A 10,802-nucleotide genomic window follows, 5' to 3' on the forward strand; every position below is an offset into this window, starting at 1 on the left:
AAAGGGCGGGGCCGCAGAGAGTTCCGAAGGATCGGTCCTCAGCGCGGCCCCGTTACGACCCCGTGTCGTTCAGAGCACGCCGATCATGGAGGCCACCAGCGGGTGGCGGACGATGTCGCGCTCGGCCAGGTGGACTACGGCGATGTCCGGCACCTGTTTCAGCTTTTCGGCGATGTCCGACAGGCCCGAGACGCCGGGCAGCAGGTCCGACTGGTGCGGGTCGCCCGTCACCACCATGGTCGAATGCCAGCCCAGCCGCGTCAGCAGCATCTTGAGCTGGACGTAGGTGCAGTTCTGCGCCTCGTCGACGACTACGAAGGCGTTGTTCAGGGTGCGGCCGCGCATATAGCCGATGGGGGCGATCTCGATCGCGCCCTCGGCCATCAGGGCCTTGACCCGCTTCATGCTGAGCCGGTCGGACAGGGCGTCGTAGAGCGGGCGCAGATAGGGGGCCAGCTTGTCCTCCATGTCCCCGGGCAGGAAGCCGATCGATTCGCCGGCCTCGACGGCGGGGCGCGACAGGACGATCCGGCCCACGCGACCCGCTTCGAGCGCCTCAACCGCCTTGGCCACGGCCAGATAGGTCTTGCCGGTGCCCGCCGGGCCCAGCGCCAGCACCATATTGTGGTCGTCGATGGCCTCCATCAGGGCCGCCTGGCCGTCGGACTTGGGCTTGAGCGTCTTCAGATAGGCCTGGTCGCGGTCGTCATTGGAGGGATAGGGCGACCAGCCGGAGCGCTGATTCCCCCGACCATTCCCCACATGCGGCGGCAGGCGCCGGACCTTGGCCTCCTGAATGAACTCCGGCGTATCGAGGACGCCGAATTCACGGGCGGCTTCACGGGTCTGACGCTTGAGGGCTGAACGCTTGGTCATGGACGCCTCCAGGGCATGAAAAAAGGCGACACCGAAACGGCATCGCCTGACTGGGCTTGGGGGAGGAAATCGCGACGGATGGCTGCGCGACGACCGGGGTCGGGACGGAGGCCGCCGGGGGCGGCCCGATCCTTGGGGGGAATGTCGTTCAACGGGTGACCCCGTCGAGCCCGGCACGCCATGCGCCACCTCCGAAAGCGACTGCACCGGATAAAATCCGGCGGCGAGGCCGGGACCCGCAGGTCTCGAATCGCCTCAACATCCTGAGGCTAACGTGGTTTAAGGAGTGTTAAACCCCTTATTTGCTGAATATAGAGGCGTATTCGGATGAGTGTTTACACATTGGGCGACAAGAAACCCCAGCTTCCTCCCGAGGGGGAATACTGGATCGCGCCGAACGCCACCGTCATTGGTGACGTGATTCTCAAGCCCGGTGCCAGTGTCTGGTTCGGGGCGGTGGTACGGGGCGACAACGACCCGATCACCATCGGCCGCGACACCAATATCCAGGACGGCAGCGTCCTGCATTCCGACCCGGGCGAGCCCCTGACCATCGGCGACGGCGTGACGGTCGGCCATATGGTCATGCTGCACAGCTGCGAAATCGGCGATAACAGCCTGATCGGCATCGGCGCCGTGATTCTGGGCCGGGCGAAAATCGGCAAGAACTGCCTGATCGGGGCCAATACCCTGATCACCGAAGGCAAGGAGATTCCCGACAACTCCATGGTGGTCGGCCAGCCGGGGCGGGTGATCCGCACGCTGGAGCCCGGTCAGATCGAGGCGCTCAAGGCCTCGGCCGCCCACTATGTCGCCAACTGGAAGCGCTATGTGACCGACCTGTCCGAGGCCTAGGCCACGCGGCGGCCCTGCAGGGCGACCAGCTGCGGCCGGGCCCGCGGCGGTTCGCCCACCGCCAGGCTGGCGTGGGCAGACAGGCGGGTCGGTGGCCGGCTGACGGGGCGCTCCAGACCTCGCGGGCGATACAGGCCTACGATCCGGTCGGCGCGGCCACCGGGCCCCCGCAGCGGGACCAGCGGCATCTCGATCCCGCCGGGCAGGCGCGGACAGTCCCCCGTCAGGATCACCGGCCGGATTTCGTGAAGCGTCTGGGCCAGCGCCGCCTCGACCAGCGGCAGGGAGGCCCGGTCCCACAGGTCGCTCCACGCCCGTCCGCCCAGGGGTCGGCCATGCAGGGCCTCGATCCAGTCTCCCGCCAGCCGGATGCGGCTGTTGCGCGGGCGATAATCGAGCAGGAACAGCCGCGTCACCAGCGGCCCCAGCGACAGGGCGTCCAGATCCTGGCGATCGGGAATGCGTCCGGCCCCCGGGAGCGCCGCCCAGGTCTCGATCAGCCGTCTTGTCTCAGCATGAAACATTCCGTTCGCTCCGGCCCGATGCGCCGCAAGGGCAGGGCCAGAGCCGCGCACAACGGAATCGAAAGGGTTTTGTCGCCAAGGTGCGGGCTGAACGGCCCGGTTCTTGCTGGATCAGGTCGACCGGACACTGAAGGAGACCTGCGCATGCGGGTGCGGATCATCCAGGGACTGGCGGCGATGGCGGGCTTCTTTGCCCTGCTGTCGGTTGCCGATTCGGCCCAGGCCCAGTGCAGCTCGGGCTGTCAGCCCCCGCCGCCGCCGTGCTGTCAGCCGCCGCCTCCGCCCCCGCCGCCTCCGCCGCCGCCGAATCCCTGCTGCCAGCAACCCCCGGCCCCGCCGTGCTGCGGCAACGGCGGCAATATCAATGTGAACGTCAATGTGAACGCGAACGCCAATGCCTCGGCCTCGGCCCGGGTGAACGCGCGGGGCGGCTCGACCGTCGTGGTCGGCGGGGGAGGGGGCGCCTATTTCAGCTCCACCCCGCGCTATCCGACGACCATTCAGGGCCTGAACGTCGAGGGCGGCCGCGTCCGTCAGACGATTCGCGTGCCCTATACGGCCATGCGCCGCTTCGAAAAGCGCGTGATCATCCAGGCCGTCTGTCTGGACGATCGCAATGTGCCCCATCCCGCGTCCCAGGTCCGCCCTGACCGCGAGGTGTTCCAGGACTATGAGGGCGAAATCTATCGCTGCATCGCCGGCACCTGGCTGCAGATCACCATCGCCGACTATCAGGGCGAGGAGCGATTCGACCACGGCGAGACCCTGACGTGCCGCAAGGGCGAGGCCCTGTGGTACGGCGGCCGGGAAAGCTTCATGGAATGCCGCCCGCAGCGGCCCGAGCGGGACTGCAACGAGCGCTCGCTGCTGCGCCGCTACGGCGCGGGCCTCAAGATCCTGACCCTCTATCGCGAGGAGAGCTACACCGAATACCGCGAGGAGATCATCGAGACCGAAGGTCTGGCCGTATCGGGTTCGTTTCTGATGCTGGACGGCGGCGTCGGCTCGCGCGGCTACTGATCCCTGACGGGCGGGTTCAGCCCCCCTTCAGGTGCCATATCGCAAGGTACGGGAGATCGGCTCCGTCGATCGTCCTGAGAGAAACTGGCCCCGGAGATCGCTCTCCGGGGCCTTTTTTTCTTATTCGGCGGAGGCTTCGGCCTCGGCGCGCGGGGTCACCTGGATGCGATAGGCATCCGACGGCACCAGATACTTGCGGGCGACGGCCTGCAGGTCCGCCGGCGTGGCCGATTCGATGTCGCTGATCGCCGAGCGCAGGGTCGGCAGGCGATCCGGATCGGTCTGGGCGTCCTGAAGCTCGGCCATCCAGAAGGCGTTGGTGTTCTGGTTGCGGCGCATCGATTCGATCCGCGGGTTGCGGGCGCGGTCCAGCTCGTCCTGGGTGACCGGATTGGCCACGAGCTCGGCGGCGATCCGGTCGACGTCGGTGAAGAAGCCGGCCAGCTTTTCGGGCGGAGCCTCAATGGCCGCCGACATATAGCCGTAGCCCTCGAAGGTGCTGGAGGCGCTGGTGCTGACCTGCGGCGAATAGGTCACCGCCTGGCCTTCACGCAGTTCGTCGAGCAGGCGCAGCCGCAGGACATCGGCCAGCAGGCGCACCATGCGGGCCTCACGCGGGTTGGTGAAGTTGTCGCCGGTCGGCCAGGCGATAAAGCCCATGGCCTGGTCCGGGCGACCGCCGTGCTTCAGCTCGATCGGCTGGGCGGTGCCGGCCGGGAAGCGCGAGGTGCGGGCCTGGGCCGAGGGCGTGGCCGCCGGGCCGCGCGCCGGCAGGCTGCCGACGGTCGCGGCAACCGACTGGATGGCCGCATCGACATCGACATCGCCGACGATGATCACCTCGATCGGGCCCTGCGACAGATCACGGCTGACCTGGGTGCGCAGATCGTCCAGCGACCAGGACGAGACCTGCTCAAGAGTCGGGATGGTCCAGCGGGCGTCGCCCGAGCGCAGCAGGCCCGAGGCGTCGCGCGCGAACACGCCCCCGGTCGTGGCATCCAGCTGCGGCAGGATCAGGCGGAACTGGCCGCGCGCCCGCTCGAACGGCTCGGGCCGCCAGCCGGCATCGGTCAGATAGGCCGTCAGCACCTGCATCTGCAGGTCCAGATCCTCGGGCCGGGTCGTGCCGGACAGGCGATAGGCGTCCTCATCGGCGGACAGGGAGGCGCTGTAGACGCGACCGGACAGAACGGTCTCCAGCTGTTCTGCGGTCAGCTGGCCGAGCCCGCCCTCGCCGAAGGCGGCCCCCAGAGCCAGGGCGGCGGTCGGCTCGTCCGTGGGCAGGGACAGGAAGCCCGAGCCGGTCCGGATCGAGACCAGCACCTGGTCGTCGGTGAATTCAGTCGGCTTGATCGTCAGGCGCACCCCGTTGTCGAAGGTGACGAAGGTGGTGCCGATGTCCTCGATCATCTCCGTCGAGGTGACCGTGCCGGGCGTGCCGAACTGGGTGTAGGGCCATTCGGCGCGGGCCTCGGCGGCGCGGGCCGAAACCTCGGTGCGCTTCGAGGCTTCATAGGCGGCGAGGATGGCCTCATCGCCGCCCTCGATTGCTTCGGGGCCGGTCACGAAGATCAGCGGGCCCTGACCGGTGAAGGTCGAGCGGAGGGCGGTATTGACCTCGTCCACCGTCAGGCCCGCGACAACGCTCTCGAAGATTTCCAGATCGGTCGCGGGCGAGGTGAAGACCTCGTCGTTGTTGACCGAGCTCGCCAGGCTGTTGGCCAGACCCGGCGTGCGGCGGGTGGCGGCGCCGGCGACGCGTTCCTCAAGTGCCGTGCGGATCTCGGTGATCTCGCGGTCCAGCTCTTCCTGCGTCACGCCGAATTCGACGAGCCGCCGCTGTTCCTGTTCGATGGCGGCCAGCGACCCGGCCCAGTTTCCGTCCTGATAGACGGCCGTCACGCTGGCCACTTCGGCCGAGTCGAACAGGTTCGAATTGCTGCCCGAGGCGCCGATGAAGGGCGGGTTCTCGCCGCGCGCCATGCTCTGCAGACGGCGGTTCAGGACCTGCAGGCCCAGGCCCTCGATCAGGTCTTCCCGTTGGGTCGCCAGGGTGTCCGGCCGGGTGTCGGCCTGATTGACCCAGGTGATTTGCACGCTGGGCTGCACCCCGGCCTCGGTATAGGAGCCGGCCTCCAGACCGCGCGGCTGGACGGTGCCCAGCTCGGGCTCGGGGCCGTCGGCCGCCGGGTTTTCCCAGTCCCCGAAGGTGGCCACGATCTTGGATTCCATGACGTCGACGTCGAAGTCACCGACGGCGATCACCGTGGTCCGCGCGGGGCGATAATAGGCGCTGTAGAACTCGACGAAACGCTCGCGCGGCGCATTGGCCAGCACGGTGGTCGAGCCGATCGGCAGGCGGTCGGGAACCAGCTGGTCCTTCAGCAGGAACTCCAGCTGGGCGATCAGCGAGCGCAGGCCCGGTCCGGCGCGGGTGCGCTCTTCCGACAGGACGATGCCGCGCTCGCGGTCAATGGCATCGGCGCCCAGGGTGGCATTGCCGACCATGTCGCGCAGGATCATCAGGGAGGTGTCGACGGTCTCGTCGTCGGTGCGCGGCAGGTCCAGCTTGTAGACAGTCTCGTCAAAGCCGGTCGAGGCATTGGTGTCGGCACCGAATGCCAGACCGAGACGCTCGAGCGTTTTGGTCAGCTCGCCCTCGGGAATATTGGTCGAGCCGTTGAAGGCCATGTGCTCCATGAAGTGGGCCAGCCCCAGCTGGTCGTCGCGCTCCATGAGCGAGCCGGCGTCGATCCGTACCCGCAGCGAGGCCTGTCCCGGCGGGGTGGTATTGCGGACGATGGCGTAGCGCACGCCGTTGGGCAGCTGGCCGAAGCGGACGGCGGTATCGGCGGGAATGTCGCTGATCTCGTGCGCCCAGGGGTCGGAGGGGCGCATGGCGTTGGCCGAGACGGTGGCCGTGTCCTGGGCCATGACCATCGAGGGCAGGCCGGCGCCGGCCAGGACGGCCAGGCTGGAGGCGGCAACAAGCAGAAGGCGGCGGGGGGATCGCATCAGAGAGCTCCTTTGGGATCGCGGCCCGGCGTTTTCACTGGAAAAGCGGGGACATAACGAACGTCTGGCCCGGAAGCGGGCCGTCAGGAGCATCCTAGCGGAGGGCAGGCGCGGTTTAAACGACCCGGCCGGAAATATTAACGGAAGTTAATCGCCGCTACGCGAAACGTAGAAGGTCGCGGCATTGCCGACCGCATTGGTACCGGTGATGACAGCCCGGTTGGCACCGGACGTCGTGGTCTGGGCCGTCGCGCTGACATTGCCGTTGTTCGTCTGGCTGTTGGTCGCGGTCATGTAGCCGGCGCAGTCGGCACAGGCGAAGCCCGTCACCACATTGCCCGCCGCATCGGCGCCGACATAGGCGTCATAGCCCTGGGCCCCGGCGAACTGGGCGTTCACGGCCACACCGCCCGTGTTGATCTGGGAGTTGTCGATCTCGACATAGATGTCGTTGTTGCCGACCGAGACCTCGTTGGCGACGCCGCGCGCGTAGGATTCGCCCGACCCATAGTCATACGCGGTCACGATCGCCTGCGATTGGATTTGGCTGGTGTTGTTCTGCCGCGTGGTGGCGACGACCGAACCGCCCTGGTTGGTCAGAACCGCCCGGTTGGCGCCGGCATTGGCGCGCCCCGCCAGGTCCCAGGCATTGCCCGCATTGGCGCTGACGCCGGAATCGATGATGCCGCCGGTCGAGGTCTGGTCGATCACCATATTCTGGCCGGTGACCGAAGTGCCGGTCACCGCCACGACATTGGCCACGGCCTGGGCGGTGAACTCGGCCTCGGCGGGGATGTACTGGGTGGCGGCATAATTGGACGCGCGGACATTGGCGTCCGAGCTCTGGGTCACCGTGCCGTCGAAATAGCTGCGCTCCCCGCCGAGGGCTGCGGTATTGCCGATGGCCGAGGTGTCGACATAGGCCCCTCCCAGAAGGCGCTCGTCGCCCTGGTCCATGGTCGAAGTGGCGACGATCTCGACATCGCCGACCGTCTGGGTCGCCTCGGTGGTCAGGGTCGCGTCATAGGCGCTGAGGCCCAGATAGTTGCCATTGGCCTGGGTCACGGCGCTGACCACGCCCTCGGTATCGCCGCCCAGCACAAAGGTCGTATCCGCCCGCACGTCGCCCTGCAGGGTCTGGTCCGAGCGGACCGTCATCTGGCCGCCCTCGACGCCGCCGGCCAGACTGTTGCCGGTGGCCGAGTTGCTGACGGTCACCTGTTCCGAGGAATCGACCACGTCCAGCGTCTGCTCGGCGAACACGTCACCGAACTGGATCTGCTCGTTCAGGACGATCGACGGGTCCTGGTCCTGCGCGGCAGCCTCAGTAGCGACTGCGGCGCACGTCACCGTCGCGGCGATCATGCCAGCGAGACGGATCGGCGCGTGTCTGGCCATTGTTCGTCTCCGTGTTCGGATAGGCGGGGTAATAGTTGCCCGTGGGGCCATAGGTGTCGCGCAGCAGCTCGTTCTGCGTATCGAGGCAGATCTCCGGGCCGGGGGCGCCATACAGATTGGCCATGAATTCGATTATGGCCCGCTCCACGAGAGCGCGAACGGCCAGCTGGACGGGCTCGAAGCCGCCTTCGCCCGCCGAGAGGTCGAACACATTGCCATTCAGGAAGTCGAAGACGCCGGACGAGACTTCGTGGCCGACGATCTGCTTCTGGTACGAGACCACGTCGACGATCTCGAGCGAGGTGGTTTGCACGAGGCGCAGGTCCAGCGCCACGTTCATGATATAGGTGCGGCCCTGGAAAACGCCGGAGAATGGCGTGTTGGTGTCCGCCTCGCCGCCGCCGATATCAAAGCCCGACGAGCGGATGTTGTAGTTTACCTCGGTGATGCCGCCGACGATATAGAAGTCCGAGCCCGGCACCTGGCCGGCCAGAATGCGACGATAGCCAGGGTCAGACGGATCGCCCGTGCCCTCGTCGCCGATCAGCTTGTTGTTGGCATAGCGCAGTTCCATCTCGGATACCGAGGTGTCGAACCGCTCAACCATCACGGCACCGGACTTGGCCAGCGCCGAGGTGGCCATCAGCGAGGCCCCGCCGGTGATCTGACGTCCGCCGTCCGCAGAAATGGTGCCGGTGTAGTCGGCGATCTGACCGACCGCGATGCGCGGCGAAGGCAGGTTATAGGTCCGCGCATAGTCTGCGAGGCAGAACAGGGCGGTGGAATAGGGGGTCGGATTGGCCGTCACCGGGGCATTGCCGATGGGCGCGGCATAGAGGCCGTTGCTCCCGGCGGAGGGGACGCAGCCGCTCAGCAGCGCCGCTGCCGCGCAGGCCGCCGTGGCCGGTTTCAGCCAGCGAAAGGTCGGAAGTGCGCTCATGGCAGGTCGATCGTTCCGTTCAGCGCCGTCCCGGCTGTAACATCGCCTGTATTGGTCTGGGTCGAGTTGACGATCACCGTGTTCCAGTTGCCCTGGACCACGACGTTCAGATTGTTGCCGATGGCCGTGGCGCCGCCGATGGTCGTGCCGCCGTTGCCGTTGCCGTTCGATCCCCAGTTGCCCCAGCTGCTCACGCCGCCGCTGCTCTGCGAATAGGCCGAGGCGCCGGTCTGGATCAGGCCGTTGACGATCAGCCGGTTGCCGTTCTGGTCGCGGGTCGAGCCGGTCTGGGGCCGCGCTGTCGTATAGCGCGCGCCACCGTAGCCCGCCTGATAGCTGCCGGTGCCCGCGCTGCCCGCCGACTGGGCGTGGGCGGCGGCCGGCAGGGCCAGAAATGTCACTGCAGCCGCAGCCGCCAGTTTGAGTCGCATGAGGCGCTCCCGCGCTGTCTGGTCTGTGGGGCAGGCACAGCAAGCCCCGTGCCAAAATGGATCATGGTTATTAAGAAGCGCTTGAGATTGCGGACCGGCGCGCGCATCTCAGGCCCATGAACAGCCAGCCTTGGGGATCCGGCCCGATCCAGCCGCAGCCTCCCGCCCGCGAACCCATCCTGAAGGTGCCGACCGTCGCCCTGGTTCTGGCCCTGTCCATGCTCGTTCTTTACGATCTGCAGCTGAGGCTGCCCGACGACGGACTGCGCTGGGCCTTCTATCCGTCGACCCTGCCCGAAAATCTGGGCTGGCCGGGACTGGTCACGGCCATGTTCGTGCATACCAGCTGGGCGCATGCCGCCACCAATGCCCTTCTGGCGCTGATCTTTGCCGCACCCGTGGCGCGCATGCTGCCCGGTGGACGCGGCCTGGCGGCGCTGCTTGTCTTCTATATGGGGTGCGGGATCGTCGCATCACTCGGCTATGGCATTGTTCATCTGAATAGCGACGCGCCTGCTGCGGGCGCGTCCGGGGCCGTGTGCGGCCTGCTGGGGGCGGGGATTCGACTGATATTGCGCCCGGCCTGGGCCGGGCCCAGACCGCTGGGTGATCGCCAGACCCTGATTAGCCTGATCGCTCTGGTGACCCTCAGTGTGATCTACGGCCTTATTGGTTATGCGCCGGGGATCGGCGGCATCGGCATAGGCTGGGAAGCGCACGTGGTCGGCATGGTCGCGGGCTATCTGGCGATCGGGCCGCTGTTCCGCTGGTCCCGCACATGGACGTCCTTCACGGGCTGAGACACTCCGAATCCCTCCGGATTTGCGTAACCGCCGGGTCTGAGCGATCCTTGGTGCGCGAGCGGCCCGGTCCGCGGCCGTTCAGATCTCGTCAGGGAGGAGCGACGCATGCTGGTGACCGAGATTCTCAAGGACAAGGGCGACGCCGTCTTCTCGGTGGCGCCGGACCAGACCCTTCTTGAGGCCTGCAGCGAAATCCATTCCCGCCGGATCGGGGCCGTCATGGTCTGTGACGGCGACCGCGTGGTGGGCGTGCTGTCCGAGCGGGACGTGGTGCGCGCCGTGGCGCGGGAAGGGGCAGGGGCCCTGTCCCGTCCGGTCTCGGCCTATATGACCGCCGAGGTGGTGTTCGCCGAGCCGACCGAGACAGTCACCATATTGATGGAGCGCATGACCGACCGCCGCATCCGTCACCTGCCCGTGTTGAAGGACAAGCGCCTGATCGGCGTGATCTCCATCGGCGACATCGTGAAGTGCCAGATCGCCGAGGCCACGCGTGAGGCCGAGAGCCTCAGGACCTATATCGCTGCGGGCTGACGGCAGGCGCCTGAAAGATGCCGGAATTCGGCGACCCTGAGTCTTTCAGAAAATCGTCATGAAAGGCCTTTTCGGGGTTGCGGTCTGAAAGGCCCCCTCGTATATCGCCGCCTCGCTCGGAAACGGGCCGACGACGGAACGCGGGGCGCCACGGCGCACAGTGATCCAGGTGGAAAAAAGAGCTTCGAAGTTCTTGCTTCCTTCAATGTCTTCGGTTAGGTTCCGCGCCTTCGATCGAATCGTCGGATCGCCCTCGGGGAGGTGCCTACCATCTCCCCCCGGTGCTTTGCGGCCTGGTCACCTGAACGGGTTGAACGGGCAGCAAAAAAACTCCGAAGGTTCGGTTGACACGGGAAAGGCACCTCTCTAGAGACGCCGCTCCCGCCGCCCACGGGCCTCTCGAGGC

At 67.0% G+C, this 10,802-nt stretch carries 10 protein-coding genes; 4 read left to right on the top strand and 6 right to left on the bottom strand.

Annotated features, from left to right (window positions below; genetic code table 11):
• Positions 1 to 69: 69 nt before the first annotated feature.
• A complete protein-coding gene (locus tag LC068_RS12535; protein WP_226637769.1) occupies positions 70 to 888 on the bottom strand; it encodes a PhoH family protein in 819 nt (272 codons plus the stop codon).
• Positions 889 to 1,203: 315 nt separating this feature from the next.
• On the opposite strand from LC068_RS12535, the gene LC068_RS12540 reads away from it, so the two are divergent.
• Positions 1,204 to 1,731 (top strand): gamma carbonic anhydrase family protein, encoded by a 528-nt coding sequence (locus LC068_RS12540; protein ID WP_226637700.1) that lies wholly within the window; start codon positions 1,204 to 1,206, stop codon positions 1,729 to 1,731.
• Here the strand turns inward: LC068_RS12540 and LC068_RS12545 are convergent.
• The gene (locus LC068_RS12545; protein WP_226637702.1) at positions 1,728 to 2,255 is read right to left on the bottom strand and encodes a PAS domain-containing protein; all 528 of its coding nucleotides are present in this window, start codon (positions 2,253 to 2,255) and stop codon (positions 1,728 to 1,730) included. The two genes, LC068_RS12540 and LC068_RS12545, sit on opposite strands and share 4 nt — an antisense overlap.
• Positions 2,256 to 2,399: 144 nt before the next feature.
• Between LC068_RS12545 and LC068_RS12550 the strand changes: the two genes are divergently transcribed.
• Positions 2,400 to 3,275 carry a hypothetical protein gene (locus LC068_RS12550; protein ID WP_226637704.1) on the top strand — a complete coding sequence of 292 codons (876 nt, stop codon included), beginning with the start codon at positions 2,400 to 2,402 and terminating at the stop codon, positions 3,273 to 3,275.
• A gap of 120 nt (positions 3,276 to 3,395) precedes the next feature.
• Here LC068_RS12550 and LC068_RS12555 read toward each other — a convergent pair whose 3' ends face one another.
• The 4 genes from LC068_RS12555 to hfaA all read right to left on the bottom strand — a co-directional run bounded on the left by LC068_RS12555 (position 3,396) and on the right by hfaA (position 9,059).
• Positions 3,396 to 6,290 (bottom strand): M16 family metallopeptidase, encoded by a 2,895-nt coding sequence (locus LC068_RS12555; protein ID WP_226637707.1) that lies wholly within the window; start codon positions 6,288 to 6,290, stop codon positions 3,396 to 3,398.
• A 147-nt stretch (positions 6,291 to 6,437) separates the two neighbouring features.
• Positions 6,438 to 7,688, bottom strand: a complete 1,251-nt coding sequence (hfaD, locus tag LC068_RS12560; RefSeq protein ID WP_226637709.1) for a holdfast anchor protein HfaD — start codon at positions 7,686 to 7,688, stop codon at positions 6,438 to 6,440.
• Positions 7,615 to 8,628, bottom strand: coding sequence for a holdfast anchoring protein HfaB (gene hfaB / locus LC068_RS12565; RefSeq protein WP_226637711.1), 1,014 nt, complete (start codon positions 8,626 to 8,628; stop codon positions 7,615 to 7,617). The genes hfaD and hfaB overlap by 74 nt, the downstream gene beginning before the upstream one ends.
• Positions 8,625 to 9,059 carry a holdfast anchoring protein HfaA gene (gene hfaA / locus LC068_RS12570; RefSeq protein WP_209119945.1) on the bottom strand — a complete coding sequence of 145 codons (435 nt, stop codon included), beginning with the start codon at positions 9,057 to 9,059 and terminating at the stop codon, positions 8,625 to 8,627. The genes hfaB and hfaA overlap by 4 nt, the downstream gene beginning before the upstream one ends.
• 116 nt (positions 9,060 to 9,175) lie before the next feature.
• Between hfaA and LC068_RS12575 the strand changes: the two genes are divergently transcribed.
• Together LC068_RS12575 and LC068_RS12580 are read left to right on the top strand one after the other, a co-directional pair.
• Positions 9,176 to 9,859 carry a rhomboid family intramembrane serine protease gene (locus tag LC068_RS12575; RefSeq protein ID WP_226637712.1) on the top strand — a complete coding sequence of 228 codons (684 nt, stop codon included), beginning with the start codon at positions 9,176 to 9,178 and terminating at the stop codon, positions 9,857 to 9,859.
• Positions 9,860 to 9,967: 108 nt separating this feature from the next.
• Entirely contained in the window at positions 9,968 to 10,396 is a 429-nt protein-coding gene (locus tag LC068_RS12580; RefSeq protein WP_226637714.1) for a CBS domain-containing protein, read from the top strand.
• Positions 10,397 to 10,802 lie beyond the last annotated feature (406 nt).

It is taken from the genome of Brevundimonas poindexterae, assembly GCF_020524625.1.
Lineage (GTDB): Bacteria > Pseudomonadota > Alphaproteobacteria > Caulobacterales > Caulobacteraceae > Brevundimonas > Brevundimonas poindexterae_A.

Coding starts and splice junctions, on each gene's coding strand:
- LC068_RS12580 (WP_226637714.1), top strand. CDS start 9,968: ATGCTGGTGACCGAGATTCTCAAGGACAAGGGCGACGCCGTCTTCTCG.
- LC068_RS12540 (WP_226637700.1), top strand. CDS start 1,204: ATGAGTGTTTACACATTGGGCGACAAGAAACCCCAGCTTCCTCCCGAG.
- LC068_RS12545 (WP_226637702.1), bottom strand. CDS start 2,255: ATGTTTCATGCTGAGACAAGACGGCTGATCGAGACCTGGGCGGCGCTC.
- LC068_RS12550 (WP_226637704.1), top strand. CDS start 2,400: ATGCGGGTGCGGATCATCCAGGGACTGGCGGCGATGGCGGGCTTCTTT.
- LC068_RS12555 (WP_226637707.1), bottom strand. CDS start 6,290: ATGCGATCCCCCCGCCGCCTTCTGCTTGTTGCCGCCTCCAGCCTGGCC.
- hfaB (WP_226637711.1), bottom strand. CDS start 8,628: ATGAGCGCACTTCCGACCTTTCGCTGGCTGAAACCGGCCACGGCGGCC.
- hfaD (WP_226637709.1), bottom strand. CDS start 7,688: ATGGCCAGACACGCGCCGATCCGTCTCGCTGGCATGATCGCCGCGACG.
- hfaA (WP_209119945.1), bottom strand. CDS start 9,059: ATGCGACTCAAACTGGCGGCTGCGGCTGCAGTGACATTTCTGGCCCTG.
- LC068_RS12575 (WP_226637712.1), top strand. CDS start 9,176: ATGAACAGCCAGCCTTGGGGATCCGGCCCGATCCAGCCGCAGCCTCCC.